This window comes from Phenylobacterium sp., from assembly GCF_031984885.1.
GTDB lineage: Bacteria > Pseudomonadota > Alphaproteobacteria > Caulobacterales > Caulobacteraceae > Phenylobacterium.
In genome coordinates this window covers 42,403-60,943 of sequence record NZ_DAMABV010000017.1, presented here as the reverse complement: position 1 = coordinate 60,943, position 18,541 = coordinate 42,403, and the positions used below count along the sequence as shown (strand labels likewise).

Below are 18,541 nucleotides of genomic sequence, written 5' to 3'. Positions count from 1 at the left end.
CCGGAGAAAATCCGGGGCGGATGCGGGCCGTGCCATTTGTTGCACCGCAACTGCTGCGCCGCAGAATCGCACAGGGGATGCGGTGTCGATCATAGCACAGCTTGCCTTGCTGCGCTGCCACAATCATGACGCCGCACCCTTCTGCACACGGACATAGGGGTTGCTGTCAAAGGCCAGCGGCGGCTCCCAATACAGCTTGGGGTAGTGTTCCGCGATGGTGGCGAAGGCGTCCGGCAAGCGCCAGTAATCGACAGGCCGGAGATAATGGGCGCGGTCTTCGGGGTTGATAAGGATGGCAATGTCACGCCCAAGGGCCAGCACCTCGTCGGGCATGAGAAGTGATCTGCCAGTCTCGCCGTAATTGACGCTTTCGCCCGTGCCCGCGCCGCCCGGCCCCTCGTTCTCGGACTCGCCCCGCCCGATCGTGCGCACGGTCTGTTTGCCAAGGGTATCGGAGAGGTATTTCGCGCTCTCAAGGTCATTGACGTTGCAGAACCACTTATAGGCGCAGTTGGACAGGATGGTGCCTGCCGCCGCGCCGTAAAGGTCTTTCAACTGGTCAAGGCCCTGCACGATCAGGGTGAAGTCGATACCGTAGCCGCTCATGGTCGCAATATCGCGGGGCATGTCGTCTATCCGCCCCAGCGCCGGAAACTCGTCCATCAGGATCATGCAGCGGTGTGCGGGGCGCTCTTCCAGCGGATGCCGCTTGAAAGTGTGCATCGCTGCCGTGGTCATCAGGCGCAGCCATGTGCGCTGCGTGTCGATGCGGTCGGGCGGGATGACCAGATAGACCGTCACGGGGTCACGGATGAGGTCCGCCATGTCAAAGGACGAATGCGCCGTGGCGGCCTTGATCTGGGGGTCGGAGAGGAATTTCGTATTCTCCGACAGGTTGGACATGATGCCGGAATAGGTTTCTTGCGCGAGGTCCAGGAACGGGCTGACCATTTCGCTGATCGCCCCGCCGAAGGCACTGGATGCCGCCATGGGCGCAAGGAATTTATCGGTGAAGTCCTTGCGGCTAAGGCTGACAATCTCGCGGGCGCGGGCGAGCGTTTTTGTCTCGCCCGGCTGGTCGGTAATCCAGAGCAAGACTGCCGCCAGCACGTTGGCGGCGCTGCCTTGCCAGAAACGGTCCTTGTCGCCGGGAGGTGACGGGCAGACGGCTCCGGCAAGCGCCTGCGCCACCGCCACGGCATTGGGGTCGTTGCGGTCGAGCACATCGAGCGGGTTGAATGTGGCGGGCGTCAGGCCGCGCTCTTTGAACGTGCTGGCAAGCTCACCCCACGGATTGACGATGTGAACGGCGCGGTTGAGCATACCCAGACGGACGCGGGCCGTGATGGCGGCATTCTCACCCTTGGGGTCAATCACGATGGCGGAACCCGCATAGCGCAGGAGCGTGGGCACGATCACCCGCGTTCCCTTGCCTGTCCGTGTCCGCGCCACAATCAAGGTATGATGTTCGGGTGTGGACAGGATGGGTGCGCCGGGCTGTGCGTCCAGCGGCACCTTGTCGAGTTCGGGGGCGCTGCTCTTGCCGAAAAACACGCCCCGCACCGCATAGAAGAAACCCGGCATATCGGGCCGCATGTCGGCATAACGCGCCGTGCCGTAGTTGTCAGACAGCGGCGGCGGTGCCTCCTTGGATTGCGGCTTTCGGCGGCGCAGCAGCAGCCATGCGGGAACACCGATGAACACGGCAAGCGCAATCATGAAGCCGTATTCGCCAAGGCGGGCAAAGAATCCCGATACCGTATCCGTTACGGTTTGCAGGGCGGTTGCCGTGCCGGATGGTGCGGGCGGTTCCGGCTCCGGTGCGGGTGCGTATCTGTCGCGCTCTGCCGCATGGCGCGGCGCGGCAAGCGCCTCGGCTTTTTGGGCAAGCTGTCTTTCCCATGCTGGCGAGCGCCCGCGCCATTTGGCGCGAAGGCTTGCGATGGCGCGGTCAATCTCGGCGCTCCGCGTCCGCCGCTCGGATTCATCAAGCGCGGTATTCTGTCCGAGAAAGATACTGCGCTGTTCCACCAGCAGCGTGGCAAGACGGCCCGCATCCTGTTCCATCTCGGCGGTTTGCGCCGGGGACAGTGATTGCGCTGCCGCCGGCGCAGCCAAGGCCATGAGCAATCCGAACAACAGGGCAAGGGCGGCGCGGCGGGCACCCGCCAAGCCGCCCATCAGAAGGGGCCTTCCACGGCGGGCGGTATGTCCTTTGCCGCTCTCTCGCTGTTTGGCACCACCAGTTCGGGCGCACCTGCATCGGCGCAGAGGCCGTTCCAGATTGCCGCAAAATGCGGATGGCTGGTCGGGTCGGCGGCAAAAGCATGCAGCAGGTTTTCAAGGTGGTTGCTGACGCGCTGCGACAGAACACGCTCCGGCGACTCGGCCTGCCGTCCGGCGCGGGCCGCATCAAGGCGCTCGGCATGGGCCAGCAGCGCGAGCAAGCCCGGCTGCACCTCCACCGTTACCTGCACGGGGTCACGGGTATCATTCATGGCGGCGTCCAGAACGCCCGCCAGTGCGCATACATCCGCATGCGCCTCGAATGCCGCTTTCAGGCGGGCCAGCTTCGGATGCGGTGGGGTATCGGGCGTGTTGCCTTCCCTTTGTTCCCAAGCAGATAGCACCGCATCATCGCCTGTTATCCCGCGTTTATCTTCCGCCATGCCCGGCCTCCCGAATGGTCATGCACCTCTATGTCTGTGCGTGACGGCAATCCGGCGTCCCGGCACTTTGAACATTGTCGCAAAGACCTGCCAGCGGACGGGGCGAACTGCATATGTATTTGCGCACAAACGCCTTTCCCTGTCACAATCTAAAGAGAGGGGGCGCACGTCAAGCTTGCCGTGCAGGACAGCACCTGCGCATGCCTGCGCCGGAGCATCAGCCCCCGGATTGGGGGGGGACGTGAAATGGCTGGCCTGCGGCGCTGAATTTATTGTGGCGGATGTCATCCGCTGGCGTGAACCTGTCTGGAAGCCGCAGCCGCGCACCTCCAAAAAGAAGCCCTCCATCATCGGGCAGCGCACCATCACGGGGCAAGTCGTCAAGATCGACCGCGCCGGATGGGTGCATATCGAAGTTGCGGAATGCACGGTTGAACCTGCGCCCCAGTGGGCGCGGCCTATCCTCCCTCTCGACAACGGTGAAGCCATTCGCCGCCAGCGCGGCAAGATCGGACAAGGCACGGTGCAGCGGTTGCCGTGGAGCGATGAATCCGCCCGCGCCGCTGTTCTGGGTTCACGGTTTATAAAGCATAAATGACCATACATGCCGTCATCGGCGCATCAAGACTGACGGTCACAATAATCGACCACGATAGAATGAGATTTATGGTGGATACCAGCAGCATGCTATGCTGGAATCTTCTCGAATCTGCCGGGGCGGCAGAACGAAATTTATGTAAGTAGCGGGGGCACTATCGAAAATGGCAGGCTCAACCTTCCAGACCAATCCTATCGACCTTTCACGACTTCTGGACGGATGCCATCAGGGCATTATCCAGTTGCCGGATTTTCAGAGAAGTTGGGTCTGGGATGAAGACCGGATCAAGAGCCTGATCGCCTCGATCTCGCGGGCCTTCCCCGTGGGCGCTCTCATGTCTCTCGACACTGGCGGGCCTGTTAGTTTCAAGCCGCGCCCCGTGGAGGGCGCACCGCTCGAAGCGCGGCAGGTGGCGCCTCAATCCCTTCTGCTTGACGGTCAACAGCGCATGACCTCGCTCTATCAGGTCACGCTACGCGGCAAGGTCGTGGAAACCGTCACACCGAAGAAAAAGCGGGTGAAACGCTGGTTCTACCTCGACATACGCAAGGCGATTGACGAAACGGCAGACCGCGAGGAAGCCGTGATCGGGGTGCCGGAAGACCGCATGGAGCGCACGGATTTCGGGCGCGAAGTCGTGCTTGATCTTTCTACCCCCGAAAAAGAATATGCCGCTCTCATGTATCCGGTTAGCCAAGTCTTTGATTGGGACAAATGGCAGGACGGCTTTGACGAATATTGGTCGGGCGATGCGCATAAGGAAGTGCGCGAGCAATTCCGCCAGTTCAAGCGGCAGGTTTTGGAAAATTTCAAATATTACCGTGTGCCAGTGATCGCCCTCGACCGCTCGACCTCCAAGGAAGCGGTCTGCGTGGTATTCGAGAAGGTCAACACGGGCGGCAAGCCGCTCGATGCGTTTGAACTGGTAACAGCCATGTATGCCGCGTCCGGTCATGAACTGCGCAAGGATTGGTATGGTGATGAAACGGTGAAAGGCCGTCATCAGCGGCTGGTCGATACGCTGCGCCCTGCGGATTCCGATGCGGGCATTCTCGCAGGTGTCGGCAATACCGACTTTCTCCAAGCGATCTCTCTTTTCTATACGCGGGACAAACGGCGCAAAGCCGAACAGGCAGGTAAGGAAGGCAAGGAACTGCCTGCGGTTTCAGGGAATAGGCAAGCTTTGCTGGATTTGCCGCTGGAAGCCTACAAGCAATACGAAACGCAGGTGGAGCGCGGTTTCGTCCAAGCCGCCAAGTTTCTTCATATGCTGCATATCTACCGGATATTCGATCTGCCCTACCAATCGCAGATTGTGCCGCTGGCGGCGATTCTTGCAGATATTGGTGATGCTTGGGAGCATGAAGCGAACCGCACAAAACTCATCCAATGGTATTGGAACGGCGTTTTCGGGGAGCTTTACGGGTCGGCGGTGGAAACCCGCATAGCCCGTGATTTCATGGAAGTGCCTGTCTGGCTGAACGGCGGGCCGGAGCCGTCCACCGTAAGCGAGACGATCTTCCGCGCCGACCGCTTGAAAACGATGCGGATGCGGCTTTCAGCGGCCTACAAGGGCGTGAATGCGCTCTTGATGAAAGAGGGCGCACAGGATTTCCGGTCGGGGCAGAAGTTCGATCACACCATATTCTTCGGTGAGAATGTCGATATTCACCACATCTTCCCGCAAGACTGGTGCAAGAAAAACGGTATCAAGCCCGCCGTTTATGATTCCATCATCAACAAGGCTCCGCTGTCCTACCGCACGAACAGGATTATCGGCGGGATTGCGCCAAGCGAATATCTGGCGAAGCTGGAAGAAGGCAATAACTCAAGCCCGCCCATCAGCACCGATAAACTGGATACATATCTTCGCTCGCATCTGATCGACCCCGCGCTGCTCCGCACGGACGCATTCGACTCCTTTATGGATGATCGGCAAAAGCGGCTTCTTGGCCTGATCGAACAGGCAATGGGCAAAGCTGCCTATACCGGGAATGTCCCGGAGGAAGGCGAGGATGTGGAGGAAGATGAGGACAATTCGGAAGCCGTGATGACCGTGCCGCTCGCCTGATCGTCAGTCGTCCGTTCTGCCACGAAACAATCCCGACAGGTGCGCCAATAGACCGCGCCGCTGTTCTGCGTTCGCATTTCGTCAGGGCGTAATTCTCTGCCCCGGTGGGGCAGAGAATTACAGCGCGGATTTCCGGCGGCGCGAAGCTTGCGCCGCATATCCCGCGCCGAAAATCACGGCGGCTGTGGCGGCGGCGATCAGCAGCGCCAGAAAGCTATGCTGCTCGAATATGTGACTCGCGGTGAGGATATAGGCCACCACGCCAGCCCCAAGGGCGGCACTGGCAGGCCGCAAGGCCGGGACGAATCGTCCTGCAAGCCCAAGGGCTGCGGCAAAGAGCGCCACCATCCACGCATCGAAGGGGCCGAAGGCATAGGCATGAAACGCCGCGAATACAAAAGCTGCCAGAGCCGCCGCGACAACCCACCACCAGCGATGTTCAATCGCGCTTGAAAGGGTCCATCCGATGGCGAACTTGACCGCTTCGGTGCCCGCAAAGATGCTGACGATCACAATGCCTATACCGCTCATCAGCGCGATAAAGCCTGCGATGGTCGCCGGGGTTTCCGGTAGCAGGAAGGCTCCCGCTGTCCCTGCGGCTCCTGCCACCACAAGGGCTGCAAGGGTGCGCATCGTGCCCGTGATCGTCAGGGGTTCATTGCTGCCGGATACCACGGCGGGCTGTCCATGCGCCTGCTCATAGGCGGCCTGTCCGGCAATCGCTGAAACGGTCGTTGCAGGGCCAGCAACAGGCCCCAAGATAGAATGCCGATTGTATTCGTCCAGCGACATGGTTCCCCCTTGCTGTCCTGTCGATTGCCTTTGCCTCGGACCGTCACCCGCGCTGCGGGGAAGCGGTCGAGACGCCTAGGCTGACAAAGATCAGCACCACGCCCTCACGGGTTAATATATATCATGTCCGGGGGAAAGAGCGGTGGTGGGCGTTCTTCCCCTCGCATGCAAGAATGGGCGTGAAGCGCCCGGCGCGGTTCCCCCTCTAAAAGAGGGAGAACTGGCGGGCGGTGGCGGCTTTGCATTTCCACGCGGGCGATGCAGCTTCTTCGTCAAGCCATGTGCGCACAAGGGCCACAGGCCCGCCCATGGCTGCAACAATGGTTGCCGTGGTGAAGTGCGAACGGTATCCGGTTTCCGTGATGGGAAGCGGCGCACGTTCCGGCGCGATGGCCTCGATTTCAAGGTGGGCTGTGTCGAGTCCGTAGTCATCGGAAAGACTGAGCCAGCGCGGTTCATAGCTGATAGATATGGTCACGCCGTTCCAGACGGTTTCGTGCTGCTCGTAATGGCGGGTGAACTGGCGGGTCATGCTGCACCGCCTTCTGCCGCTTCATCGGCCTTCGGGGGCAACAGGACGATACGACCGTCCAGCGGGTAAAGGTCGAGTTGAACGGTATGGCCTTCGCCGTTCTGGTGGGGCCACGCGGCCCCGATGCGGGTCCAGTAGGCTTTGCCTTTGACTTCGCGGACGTGCCACGCGATCAACGCGGGCGCTCTGGTTTCGGATTTTTTCGTCATGGTTGTTCTCCTTGGTTTGCATTGCCCTTTCGGGCGTGCCCACGGAGAGCCGTGCGGGATGGCGCGGCGTCACACAGGAAAATTGGGGGGACCGTCCGCTTGCGGATGGGGGAGCCGAGGCTTCCTGTTGACGGCACAAGCGCCCGCGCATGGCAGGGGGCATGACGCTGCCCGATGGGAATGCAAACAGCACAAGGGAATGACAGGGCGAGGCCGAAACCTCCGGCCCCGCTATCCATGGTGGCATGGGTGAAGCTAATGGCGGGCACCGCCCGCTAGGCGGCTACGCGGTTCCGCAAGAATGCGGGGGCTTCCGGCTGGAATTGTCCCGCGCACAGGTGCGGGCCGTCTTGCCTATACGAAAGGTTATGAACGCATCGGTGCAACTGCACCGCTGCGCGGCAGAGACACGGCTTAGAGCCGTGTCGGGTTTATATAGGTATTCACCGATTCAATGCGCCAGCGGCGCATCGGTGAAGCATGGAACCCGCTGGTTCGTCCGGGCCGGACACGGGTTCGGGGAGTCAGCGCGGCCTATTGCGCTGGCCTCTGGGGCTGGACGGCGCGGGCCGCGCCGTCTTGTCACGCGACTCTGCCGCTTTCGATGCCTTGGCCTTGCCGCCTGCAAGGGCTTCATCGGGGCTGGTCGCCACGGGGTCCCATCCTTCCATGCCGACCAGAACACGGTCTGCATGCTTGATGGTATTCACATGCCCATAGTGCTTTTCGATCATCTGGACGGACGTGCCCATTTGTTCGGCAAGGAAATACACGTCCACACCCATCTGCAAACGGAATGTCGCGTAGGTATGCCGGAAGCAATAAGTGGTGCGAACGGTGCCGTCCGCGCCTTTGCGCAGCGCGGCCTTGTCCAGCAGGCTTTCGATAAGCGACTTGTAAAGCGTGATCGCGGGTTTTCCGGTGATGGTCGTAAACACGCGGTCGTCCATTTCCGTGGCCTTGGAAATCGCACGGATACGTTCAATGTAATCGCCCACGCTCTTGGGTGCGACAAGCTTGCGGGACTTGCCCTTGCCCTGAACGAACAGGACGAAAATATCCCGCCCGTCACGGTCTTTCGCGGGCCATACATCCCGCCAGCGCAGGTTCTTTAGCTCGGTGGGACGCATACCCGTATTACAGGCAATCAGCACCATGTTGTAGGTCATGGTGCGCTGCCAGCGGCTGGCCTCTGTGGGGGCGGCCTTCACCCATGAGCGGCCTACCGTGTGTAGTTTGCGGTATTCCTCAACGGTAAATTCCTCCCGCTGCATCGTTTTGAGCGCGGGGAAGTCGTCAAACCGATGGCTGGCGGGCACATAGCGTTTCTTGACCGCGAATTTCATGATCGCGGACAGCAGCTTCATTTCCATACGGATAGTGTCGTCACTGACGTAGGGCACCGCTTTTTCCATTTTGGCCCGGACAGCGGCGGCGATTGCCTCCTGACTGACGGGCTTCGGGCGCAGGCCCCGCGCCGCCGATCCCCGCCGCCGCCGTTCAATCTCGGCCTTGACCAGTTTGGTGGCGACTTCCTCCGACACCATACGGGTGCCGTTGCGCTCAATGCGGCCTTCGCCGTTTTCGCGCCGCCAAGTCGGATAATCTCCCCACCGTTCATCAGCAATCAAATGCACCTGCACGGAACCAAGGTAATCATCGAGTGGCCCCTCGATGATGAGGCGGACGGTTTCTAGGCGCTTGGGGGTGATCTCGCCGCGCCGCAGGCGCACGGCCTGCTTCGCGTGATACTCTTTGCCAACATCGCGGAAGGGGCGGTTGAAGATGGCTACGCCATGTTTGATGGCATATCGGACTTCGCCGTCATGCTCCCACGCCGCTGCACGGGCGGCGTGAAGGTCGCTGGTCTTGAGGGACACGGTTTTATAGCGGTCCTGCTTCGGCACTTTGACGCGGCAATACCAGTTGCGGTGCCGCACGTCCGAGCGCCGGAAGAGGATGAGGCCGGGCTTCAACTCCTCCTTGTCGATGATGAATTTGCCGCCGTCAGATGCCATGTCGTCACCTTGTGCCTGTGCAGATTTTGTGCAGGCCGGGCGCGTAAGTGGTTGATTTGCCGGACCTGTGCAGGTGTTGTGCGGACAATCATAGCAAAAAATGTTGTGATATTCTAATTATTTATGATATATTGACCATCCTGCACGGAGGGGCCGACGGCGGCGTCTGAGGCCATGGCCGTGCGCCTCACATGCGAGTGAACGTTGATCACCTTGACGTAAACGGAAGCGTCGACTTACGGTGTCAATCAATAGAAACGATAGCGTCCAGGGAGGACGCCGCATGGCCACTGACCTTCGCCGGCCCAATCGGACCTTCACCATCCGCCAGCTTTGCCTGGAGTTCAAATGCACCCCGCGCGCCCTGCGCTTCTATGAGGACAAGGGGCTGATCTCTCCGGCGCGGGACGGCATGAACCGGGTCTATTCCTACAAGGACCGCGCCCGGCTGCAGCTCATTCTGCGCGGCAAGCGGGTGGGGCTGGCGCTGTCGGAGATCGGCGAGATCCTCGACCTCTACGAACTGAACGACGGCGGGGCGGCGCAGAACGCCAAGTCGCTGGTCAAGTTCCGCGAGCGGATCGTCGAGCTGGAAGCCCAGCGCCACGACATCGACCAGGCCATCGACGAGCTGCGCAAGGGCTGCGACGCCCTGGAACAACGGCTGGCGGCCACACGGCCCGACCTGCTGCCCCGCGCGGCCGACTACGACCAGGTGCTGCGCGAGCGGCTGGGCGACCTGGAACACGCGAAGTAGCCGCCGATCACGGTTCACCGTGAACGTGCAACCACGCTAACCTTTCGGGGCTTTCGACGCGGTCGGGAGCCCCATTCGCCGTCATCGGCGCCGTCAGGAGCGGACATGCCCTATCAGCCCCCCGTACGTGACCACATCTTCCTGCTGCGCGACGTCCTGCAGATCGAGAACTACGCGAACCTGCCCGGTTTCGCCGACGCCTCGATGGACGTGGTCGAGCAGATCATCGAAGAGGCCGGCCGCTTCACCGGCGAGGTGCTGGCGCCGCTGAACGCGGTCGGCGACAAGCAGGGCTGCGTCTGGAACCCCGACCACACGGTCACCACCCCGCCGGGCTTCAAGGAAGCCTACGCCCAACTGGTCGAGGGCGGCTGGCCGGCGCTGGGGGCCGAGCCGGCCTATGGCGGCCAGGGCCTGCCGCACGTGGTCAACCTGTCGTTCTCGGAGATGAGCTCGTCGGCCAACATGGCCTTCTCGATGTATCCGGGCCTGACCCACGGAGCCTATTCGGCGATCCTGAACGGCGGGTCGGACGCACAGAAGGACCTCTACCTGCCCAAGCTGGCCTCGGGCCAATGGGGCGGGACCATGAACCTGACCGAGCCGCACTGCGGCACGGACCTGGGCCTGCTGCGCACCAAGGCGGTCCCGCAGGGCGACGGGACCTACAAGATCACGGGCGGCAAGATCTGGATCTCGGGCGGCGAGCACGACATGGCCGAGAACATCGTCCATCTGGTGCTGGCCAGGATCGAGGGGGCCCCGCAGGGCACGCGCGGCATCAGCCTGTTCATCGTGCCGAAGTTCATTCCGGACGCCGACGGCAAGCCAGGCGCGCGCAACAGCGTCTATTGCGACGGCCTCGAAGAGAAGATGGGCATCCACGGCAACGCCACCTGCGTGATCCGCCACGAGGAGTCGATCGGCTGGCTGGTCGGCGAGGAGAACAAGGGCCTGTCGCTGATGTTCGTGATGATGAACGAGGCGCGGATCGGGGTCGGCCTGCAGGGCGTCGCCCAGGCCGAGGCCGCCTACCAGGCCGCCGCGACCTTCGCCAAGGAACGCCTGCAGGGGCGTTCGCTGACCGGGCCGAAGAACCCCGACGGCCCGGCCGACCCGATCATCGTCCACCCGGACGTGCGCCGGATGCTGATGGACAGCCGCGCGATCATCGAGGGCGGCCGCGCCTTCCTGTTCTGGACCGCGCTGCAGGGCGACCTGGCCCACGGCAGCCCCGACGAGGCGGTGCGCCAGAAGGGCGGCGACTACATGGCGCTGATGACCCCGGTGGTGAAGGGCTTCCTGACCGACAGGGGGCTGAAGGTCTGTTCCGACGCGGTGCAGGTGCATGGCGGCTCGGGCTTCACCGAGCACTTCCCGGTCAGCCAGTACATGCGCGACGTGCGCATCGCCCTGATCTACGAGGGCACCAACGGCGTGCAGGCGCTGGACCTGGTCGGTCGCAAGCTGGCCGCCGAGGGCGGCCGGGCGGTGATGAGCTTCTTCGCCGAGATCGACGCCTTCGTGGAGGCGAACGGCGAGGACAAGGCGCTGAAGCCGTTCATCGAAGGGCTGGCCAAGGCCAAGGGCGAGCTGCAGGACGCCACCATGTGGCTGATGCAGAACGGGCTGATGAACCCCGACAACGCCGGGGCCGCCTCGACCGACTACATGCACCTCTTCGGGCTGACGGCGCTGGCCTACATGTGGGCGCAGATCGCCAAGACCGTGCAGGGCAAGATCGCGGGCGGCGAGACCGATCCGTTCTACGCCAACAAGCTGGTGGTCGGCCGCTACTATGTCGAGCGCATCCTGCCTGACACCGCCGCGCACCTGGCCAAGCTGAAGACCGGCTCGGAGCTGATGATGGCGCTGCCGGCGGAGGCGTTCTGATGGCCAGCTACACGGCCGACGTCGCCTGGAGCCTGCGCGAGGGCGAGGACTTCGCCAAGGGCCGCTACAGCCGCGGCCATGTGGTGAGCTTCGACGGCGGGCTGATCGTGCCGGCCTCGGCCTCGCCGCATGTGGTCGGCAAGTGGGCGGTGGAGGAGGCGGTCGATCCCGAGGAGATGTTCGTCGCCGCCCTGTCGAACTGCCACATGCTGACCTTCCTGCACAAGGCGCGGTTGGCCGGGTTCGTGGTCACGGCCTATCGCGACCACGCCTCGGGCGTGATGGAGGAGATCGCGCCGGGCAAGATGGCGGTGACCAGGGTCACCCTCTCGCCGCGGATCGAATGGGAGGGCGAGGCGCCGGGGGCCGAGATGCTGGCCCACCTGCACCACGCGGCGCACGAGGAATGCTTCATCGCCAACTCGGTGAAGACGGAAGTGACGGTGGCGCCCCCTCTCTCGGAGGGAGAGGGCTAGGATTTCCTCCTCTCCCCTCGGGGAGAGGTCGGGAGAGGGGAGTGGGACGCCAGCAGCCCGCGCAGGCGTTCGGTCAGCGCAGCCCCGTCCTTGAGGTCGCATTCCCAGATCGTCTCGACGCGCCAGCCGGCGGCGGTCAGTTCGGCGGCGGTGCGCTGGTCGCGGGCGACGTTGCGGGCGACCTTGGCAGTCCAGTATTCGCGGTTGGCCTTGGGCGTGCGCGCGCCACGGGCGCAGTCGTGGCCGTGCCAGAAGCAGCCATGCACGAAGATCGCCAGCCGGCGGCCGGGCATGACGATGTCGGGCGACCCGGGCAGGTCCCTGCGGTTCAGGCGATAGCGGGCGCCGAGCGCGGTCAGCGCCCGGCGCACCTTCAGTTCGGGAGCGGTGTCCTTGCCCTTGACCCGGCGCATGACCGCCGAGCGTTTCTCCGGGGTGAAGACGTCGCTCAAAGCCCTTCGAACAGGGCGGTGGAGAGGTAGCGCTCGGCGAAGCTGGGGATGATGGCGACGATCAGCTTGCCGGCATATTCGTCGCGGGAAGCCAGGTCGAAGGCGGCGGTGAGCGCCGCGCCCGAGGAGATGCCGACCGGCAGGCCCTCTTCCTTGGCCACGCGGCGGGCCATGGCGAAGCTGTCGTCGTTGGAGACCTGGATGATCTCGTCGATCACGCCGCGGTCGAGGATCGAGGGCACGAAGCCGGCGCCGATGCCCTGGATCTTGTGCGGGGCCGGCTGGCCGCCGGACAGCACGGGCGAGGCCTCGGGCTCGACCGCGACCATCTTCAGGCCGGGTTTGCGGGCCTTCAGCACCTGGCCGATGCCGGTGATGGTGCCGCCGGTGCCGACGCCGGAGATCACCGCATCGACCTTGCCGTCGGTGTCGTTCCAGATCTCCTCGGCGGTCGAGACCCGGTGGATCAGCGGGTTGGCCTCGTTGTCGAACTGCTGGGGCATGACCGCGCCGGGGGTGGCCTCGACGATCTCCCGGGCGCGGGCGACGGCGCCGGCCATGCCGCGCTCGGCCGGGGTCAGCTCGAGCTTGGCGCCCAGGATCAGCAGCATCTTGCGACGCTCGATCGACATGCTTTCGGGCATGACCAGGGTGATCGGATAGCCCTTGGAGGCGGCGACGAAGGCGAGCGCGATGCCGGTGTTGCCGCTGGTCGGCTCGACGATCGAACCGCCGGGCTTCAGCTTGCCGGTCGCTTCCAGCCACTCGATCATGGCCACGCCGATGCGGTCCTTGACCGAGGCCAGCGGGTTGAAGAACTCCAGCTTGGCGACGACCTCGCCCTTGGGCTTCAGCGCCTTGGTCAGGTTCGGCAGGCGGACCAGCGGGGTGTCGCCGATCAGGTCGAGGACGGAGTCGAAGATCTTGCCGCGGCCGGAACGCTTGTAGCGGGCTGCGTCGTAGGTGGAGTCGGCCATGGCTCTCTCGTCGGTTGGCTGTGGCGCCAACCTAAGCGCCCGGGCCGGATTTGGAAGCGCACTTCTTCTGTTTCGAAGCGCAGCCTGGCTATTCGGCGGCGACGGCCGCGGGCGGGCGCAGCAGCGGCTCGAGGATCTCGCCGGCCAGCCAGCGGACGACCGGCACGACCACGCCGTCGCCGACCACGTGCAGGGCGCCGGTGGCCGCGCGCGGCAGGGCGTAGCTGTCGGGCAGGCCCATCAGGCGGGCGCCCTCGCGCGGGGAGACCAGGCGGCTGCGGACCTCGCCGCGCTCGACCACCACCAGGGTCTGGCGCGAGGAGCCGCCGCGCGGAGTGCGCAGGCAGCCGGCCAGGCCGTCGAACCGAACCTCGGCGCGCTGCACGCGCTGGCCGTTCTCGACCCGCATCCGGCGGAAGACGGCGCCGACCTGGCGCGCGCCCGCGGCGCGGGCCGCCTCGATCTTGGCCAGGTGCTGGGGGGCCATCAGCGCCAGCAGCCGCTCGGTCCTGTCGCGGCCATGCCAGGCGACGGCGTCGTCGGGCTCCAGCAGGGCGGCGAGGTCGGTGTTGCGGGCGGCGGGCGCGGCGCCGCGCCACCAGATCCAGCGGCGGGCGAGGGGCTCGGGCAGCCGGGCGTGGGCCTCGCGCACCGCGCGGGTGTGGAACGGGCTTTCGCCGATGAGGCCGGGGGCGGGCGGCTGGCGGGTGGCGATGACGAAGACCCGGGGCCGCGACTGCGGCGTGAAGCGGGCGGCGTCGATCTCCAGGGCGCCGAAGGCGTAGCCCTGGCCGGCCAGGGCCTGGCAGAGGGCGGTGAAGTCCGCGCCGCCGTGCGAGGAGAGCAGGCCGCTGACGTTCTCGATGACCACCGCGCGCGGCGCGGCGTCGCCCAGCGCCTCGACCAGCCGCCAGAAGCCGAAGAAGGCCGAGGAACGGCCGCCGGCGAGCCCGGCCCGCGCGCCGGCCAGGCTGAAGTCCTGGCAGGGCGAGGAGGCCCAGGCCAGGTCGGCGCGCGGCGGCAGACGGGCCGGGTCGATCGCCCAGACGTCGCCCTCGTGCAGGTGGCCGTCGGCGTCCGGGAAGTTGGCGCGGTAGGTCGAAGCCTTGAGCGGATCGAAGTCGTTGGCGAACGCGCAGGCCCATGGTTCGCCCAGGCCGATGCGGGCCATGCCGCCGCCGGCGAAAAATTCGTAGAAGGAAAGCGCCCGACTCATTGCGGGCCGAGTCTACCCTGGCCGGGGCCATGCGAAAGGACGCCGTCATGCGACATGCTCTCCTGATCACCGCCGCAGCGACCCTGCTCGGCGCCTGCCAGCCGCAGGCGCCGGACGGATCGCCGGCCCAGCCGCCCGCCGACGCGCCGGCGGCGCCCGTTGCGGCCGCGGAACTGCCGGACGCCTTCCAGGGCGACCTCGACGCGCACGGGACCGAGCCGTTCTGGAGCGTGAAGGTCCGCGAGGCCCAGATCGAGTTCTCGACGCCCGACGCCAACATCGCCTTTCCCAACAGGGGCGGGCGCGTCGAGGGCGGCCAGGTGGTCTGGGAGAGCACGGAGGGCGCCCGGCCGATCAAGGTGACGCTGAGCGAACAGGCCGGCTGCTCGGACGGCATGTCGGACCTGACCTATCCGCTGGCGGCCGAGGTGGCGCTGGGCGGCACGACCTACAAGGGCTGCGCGGTGAAGACCTCGGAGAAGCCGAGGGAGGGGCGGTAGGCCGCCCTTGGATCCTCTCCCATCGTGTGCGGGGCGGTCGCATGTGGCGCCGTGGCCTTGGACCCACGTCCTCCGATCGTCATCCCCGGCCGCATAGGCGTGCCGGGGATCCATGCGCGCCTGGGATCGCCGGCAGGCCTCGGCGTCCATGGATGGCCGGGACGTGCCGGCCCGGCCATGACGAACCGGAGGGGGCGATACCCTGCCCGTTGGGGGATAGGGCATCTAAGGAGACAAGGCTTGCCGCCACGGCGCCCTTGACCTGGGCTACCCTGCGGGCGGGTAATCCTGCGCAACGACAAGAAGCAGGGAGAGCGCCATGGAACGGGCCTATGACCTCGTCATCCGGGGCGGCGTGCTGGTGGACGGGTCGGGCGGCGCGGCCTTCGAGGCCGACGTCGCGGTCAAGGACGGGCGGATCGCGGCGGTCGGCAAGGTCGCCGGGGCCGGGGCCGAGGAGATCGACGCCCGCGGCAAGCTGGTGACCCCGGGCTTCGTCGACATCCATACCCACTATGACGGCCAGGCGACCTGGGACCAGCGGATGCAGCCCTCGTCCTGGCACGGGGTCACGACCGTGGTGATGGGCAATTGCGGGGTGGGCTTCGCGCCCTGCCGGCCCGCCGACCACGACCGGCTGGTGCGGCTGATGGAGGGGGTGGAGGACATCCCGTTCCCGGTGCTGACCGAGGGCCTGCCCTGGAACTGGGAGAGCTTTCCCGACTATCTGGACAGCCTGGAGGGGCGGCGGTTCGACGTCGACATCGGCGCCCAACTTCCTCACGCGGCGCTGCGGGTGTTCGTGATGGGCGAGCGCGGCGCCAACCGCGAGGACGCCACCCCCGCCGACATCGCCGCGATGGCCGCCATCGCCAAGGGCGCAGTCGAGGCGGGGGCGCTGGGCTTCTCCACCTCGCGCACGCTCAACCACCGGACCAGCGACGGCCAGCCGACCCCGACCCTGACCGCCTCGGAGGACGAGCTGACCGGGATCGCCATGGGCCTGGCGGCGGCCGGCCAGGGCGCCTTGCAGTTCGTCTCCGACTTCGGCGACCCGGAGGCCGAGTTCGCCATGCTGCGGCGGATCGTCGAGCGGTCCGGGCGGCCGCTGTCGTTCTCGCTGGTGCAGAGCCCGATCCAGCCGGCCCAGTGGCGGCGGCTGCTCGATCGGCTGGAGGAGGCCAGCGCCGCGGGCCTGCCGATGCGCGCCCAGGTCTGCGGGCGGCCGGTGGGGGTGCTGTTCGGGCTGGAGCTGACGCTCAATCCGTTCACGCACTATCCGAGCTACAAGGAAATCGCCGCGCTGCCGCTGGCGCAGCGCGCGGCCAGGCTGGCCGAGCCGGACTTCCGCGCCCGGCTGCTCTGCGAGGGAAGCGAGGCCTCGGCCGCCTTCGCCGCCAACATGACCCAGAACTGGAAGGTCATGTTCCTGATGGGCGAGACGCCGGACTACGAGCAGACGCCCGACCGCACGGTGCTGGCCCTGGCCAATGCGCGCGGCGTGCGGCCCGAGGAGCTGGCGCTGGACCACATGCTGACCAACGGCGGGCGCGGGATGCTGTACCTGCCGTTCCTCAACTATGCGGGCGGCTCGCTGGACCCCTCGTTCGAGATGCTGACCCACCCGGACACGGTGCCCGGCCTGTCGGACGGCGGGGCGCATGTGGGGATGATCTGCGACGGCTCGTTCCCGACCTCGAACCTCACCCTCTGGACGCGCGACCGCACCCGCGGGCCGAAGCTGCCGCTGGAGGCGATGGTGCGGATGCAGAGCCATGACACCGCCGCGGCGCTGGGCCTGCACGACCGGGGGCTGGTGGCGCCCGGCTACCGCGCCGACCTCAACGTCATCGACTACGAGGGCCTGAGCCTGGAGGCGCCCCGCGTCGCCTACGACCTGCCGGCCGGCGGGCGGCGGCTGATCCAGCGGGCCGAGGGCTATGTGGCGACCATCGTGGCCGGGCAGATCACCTATCGCGACGGCGAGCCGACCGGGGCGTTGCCCGGACGGCTGCTGCGCGGGGCGCAGGCCGCGCCGGCGGCGATCGCGGCGGAGTAGCCGCCGGCGGTCACTCGGCGGGGACGGGTTCGACGCCGCCGGCGCCGGCCCGGGCCTCGCCCAGGACGCGTTGGCCCAGGGCGACGATCAGCAGGGCCAGGCTCGCCGCGGCGATCGACACCCAGAAGCCGTTGCGGGGGCCGAAGGCGTCGACCACTAGGCCGGAGACGAAGGCGCCCAGGGCCATGCCGATGCCGATCCCGGTCATCACCCAGGTCACGCCCTCGGTCAGGGCCTCGGGCGGCACGCGCCGCTCGATCAGGCCAAAGGCGGTGATGAAGGTCGGCGAGATCGCCACGCCGCTGAGGAAGATGGCGCCGGCCAGGACCGGCACGCTGCCGGCCAGCAGCAGGGGCAGGGTGGTCAGCAGGAGAACCCCGAGCGCGACGAGCAACTGGCGCTGCAGCGGGAGCTTCAGGTTCAGGGCGCCGATGATCAGGCCGACGACGAACGAGCCCAGGGCGTAGACGCCGATCACCAGGCTGGCGGCCTCGGGCTGGCCCAGCTCTCGGGTCAGGGCGACGGTGCTGACCTCGGCGGTGGCGAAGATCGCGCCGACGAAGACCAGGGCGGCGGTGATGAGCTGGACCGGCCGCAGGGCGATGGCGGACCTGCGCAGGCGCGACTCCGTCGCCCGGACCTTCGGTTCGGTGCCGCGCTGGAGCACGAAGGCGGTCATGCCGGCGGCCAGGAAGACGGTGGAGGCCAGCAGCCCGGCTTCGGGGAACACGGCCACGCTGAGGCCGACCGAGAGGGACGCCCCGGCGATGTAGACCAGTTCGTCGGCGGCCGATTCGAAGGCGAAGGCGGTGTTCAGCTCCGGCCGGTCGCGGAAGATCTCGGTCCAGCGCGCCCGCACCATGGCCGGGACGCTGGGCATGGCCGCGGCCACGAAGGCGGAAGCGAACAGGGTCCAGGCCGGCCAGTCCAGGCGCGCGGCGAGGATCAGGACCCCAAAGGCCAGGACCGAGACCGCCGTCGTCGGGGTCAGGAGCCGGTTCTGGCCGAAGCGGTCGACGAGGCGCGAGATCTGCGGCGCGGCGAAGGCGTTGGTGAGCGTGAAGACGGCGGCGACCGCGCCCGCCAGCCAGTACCCGCCGTGGGCCTGGGACAGCATGGTGACGATGCCGATGGGCGCCATGGCGATCGGCAGCCGCGCCACGAAGCCGGCGGCGGCGAACCCCCGGGTTCCCGGCGCCCGGAAGATCTCGCGATAGGGATTGGGCATGGCCCTGGCCTTTCTGTGGTGGCGGCGCATGTCCCGAAGTCATACATACGCTTCGTATGTCAGCGAGGTGGTTACATACGTCGCGTATGTCAAC

At 65.9% G+C, this 18,541-nt stretch carries 17 protein-coding genes; 7 read left to right on the top strand and 10 right to left on the bottom strand.

The window, feature by feature from the left end; translation table 11 throughout:
• Positions 1-123: 123 nt before the first annotated feature.
• Entirely contained in the window at positions 124-2,181 is a 2,058-nt protein-coding gene (locus RTL41_RS18640; RefSeq protein WP_312166633.1) for a type IV secretory system conjugative DNA transfer family protein, read from the bottom strand.
• The gene (locus tag RTL41_RS18635) at positions 2,181-2,669 is read right to left on the bottom strand and encodes a hypothetical protein (protein ID WP_312166631.1); all 489 of its coding nucleotides are present in this window, start codon (positions 2,667-2,669) and stop codon (positions 2,181-2,183) included. The genes RTL41_RS18640 and RTL41_RS18635 overlap by 1 nt, the downstream gene beginning before the upstream one ends.
• Positions 2,670-2,910: 241 nt before the next feature.
• On the opposite strand from RTL41_RS18635, the gene RTL41_RS18630 reads away from it, so the two are divergent.
• Together RTL41_RS18630 and RTL41_RS18625 are read left to right on the top strand one after the other, a co-directional pair.
• Complete coding sequence (locus tag RTL41_RS18630) at positions 2,911-3,267, top strand: hypothetical protein (RefSeq protein WP_312166630.1); 357 nt, start codon at positions 2,911-2,913, stop codon at positions 3,265-3,267.
• A gap of 163 nt (positions 3,268-3,430) precedes the next feature.
• Positions 3,431-5,338, top strand: coding sequence for a DUF262 domain-containing protein (locus RTL41_RS18625; protein ID WP_312166628.1), 1,908 nt, complete (start codon positions 3,431-3,433; stop codon positions 5,336-5,338).
• A 117-nt stretch (positions 5,339-5,455) separates the two neighbouring features.
• On the opposite strand, the gene RTL41_RS18620 is transcribed toward RTL41_RS18625, so the two are convergent.
• The 4 genes from RTL41_RS18620 to RTL41_RS18605 form a co-directional block, all read right to left on the bottom strand.
• Entirely contained in the window at positions 5,456-6,130 is a 675-nt protein-coding gene (locus tag RTL41_RS18620) for a hypothetical protein (RefSeq protein WP_312166627.1), read from the bottom strand.
• A 205-nt stretch (positions 6,131-6,335) separates the two neighbouring features.
• Positions 6,336-6,662, bottom strand: a complete 327-nt coding sequence (locus RTL41_RS18615) for a hypothetical protein (RefSeq protein WP_312166625.1) — start codon at positions 6,660-6,662, stop codon at positions 6,336-6,338.
• Complete coding sequence (locus RTL41_RS18610; protein WP_312166623.1) at positions 6,659-6,871, bottom strand: hypothetical protein; 213 nt, start codon at positions 6,869-6,871, stop codon at positions 6,659-6,661. Before RTL41_RS18610 ends, RTL41_RS18615 begins: the two co-directional genes overlap by 4 nt.
• A 524-nt stretch (positions 6,872-7,395) precedes the next feature.
• Entirely contained in the window at positions 7,396-8,889 is a 1,494-nt protein-coding gene (locus RTL41_RS18605) for a site-specific integrase (RefSeq protein WP_312166622.1), read from the bottom strand.
• A 283-nt stretch (positions 8,890-9,172) separates the two neighbouring features.
• Between RTL41_RS18605 and RTL41_RS18600 the strand changes: the two genes are divergently transcribed.
• From RTL41_RS18600 to RTL41_RS18590, 3 genes are all read left to right on the top strand, one after another.
• Complete coding sequence (locus RTL41_RS18600) at positions 9,173-9,646, top strand: MerR family DNA-binding transcriptional regulator (protein ID WP_312166620.1); 474 nt, start codon at positions 9,173-9,175, stop codon at positions 9,644-9,646.
• A 105-nt stretch (positions 9,647-9,751) separates the two neighbouring features.
• The gene (locus RTL41_RS18595; RefSeq protein ID WP_312166618.1) at positions 9,752-11,539 is read left to right on the top strand and encodes an acyl-CoA dehydrogenase C-terminal domain-containing protein; all 1,788 of its coding nucleotides are present in this window, start codon (positions 9,752-9,754) and stop codon (positions 11,537-11,539) included.
• Complete coding sequence (locus RTL41_RS18590) at positions 11,539-12,015, top strand: OsmC family protein (RefSeq protein ID WP_312166617.1); 477 nt, start codon at positions 11,539-11,541, stop codon at positions 12,013-12,015. Before RTL41_RS18595 ends, RTL41_RS18590 begins: the two co-directional genes overlap by 1 nt.
• Here the strand turns inward: RTL41_RS18590 and RTL41_RS18585 are convergent.
• The 3 genes from RTL41_RS18585 to RTL41_RS18575 all read right to left on the bottom strand — a co-directional run bounded on the left by RTL41_RS18585 (position 12,012) and on the right by RTL41_RS18575 (position 14,660).
• Positions 12,012-12,467 (bottom strand): DNA mismatch endonuclease Vsr, encoded by a 456-nt coding sequence (locus RTL41_RS18585; RefSeq protein ID WP_312166616.1) that lies wholly within the window; start codon positions 12,465-12,467, stop codon positions 12,012-12,014. The genes RTL41_RS18590 and RTL41_RS18585 overlap by 4 nt on opposite strands.
• Positions 12,464-13,444 (bottom strand): cysteine synthase A, encoded by a 981-nt coding sequence (gene cysK, locus RTL41_RS18580; RefSeq protein ID WP_312166615.1) that lies wholly within the window; start codon positions 13,442-13,444, stop codon positions 12,464-12,466. The genes RTL41_RS18585 and cysK overlap by 4 nt, the downstream gene beginning before the upstream one ends.
• 88 nt (positions 13,445-13,532) lie before the next feature.
• A complete protein-coding gene (locus RTL41_RS18575) occupies positions 13,533-14,660 on the bottom strand; it encodes a DNA cytosine methyltransferase (protein WP_312166613.1) in 1,128 nt (375 codons plus the stop codon).
• A gap of 47 nt (positions 14,661-14,707) precedes the next feature.
• Here RTL41_RS18575 and RTL41_RS18570 point away from each other — a divergent pair, with 47 nt between their 5' ends.
• Both RTL41_RS18570 and RTL41_RS18565 read left to right on the top strand, forming a co-directional pair.
• Positions 14,708-15,160, top strand: a complete 453-nt coding sequence (locus tag RTL41_RS18570) for a hypothetical protein (RefSeq protein WP_312166612.1) — start codon at positions 14,708-14,710, stop codon at positions 15,158-15,160.
• A gap of 319 nt (positions 15,161-15,479) precedes the next feature.
• Positions 15,480-17,219: an amidohydrolase family protein gene (locus tag RTL41_RS18565; protein ID WP_312166611.1), complete on the top strand. Its 1,740-nt coding sequence runs from the start codon at positions 15,480-15,482 to the stop codon at positions 17,217-17,219.
• Positions 17,220-17,229: 10 nt separating this feature from the next.
• Here the strand turns inward: RTL41_RS18565 and RTL41_RS18560 are convergent, their stop codons facing one another.
• Complete coding sequence (locus RTL41_RS18560) at positions 17,230-18,477, bottom strand: MFS transporter (RefSeq protein WP_312166609.1); 1,248 nt, start codon at positions 18,475-18,477, stop codon at positions 17,230-17,232.
• Positions 18,478-18,541 lie beyond the last annotated feature (64 nt).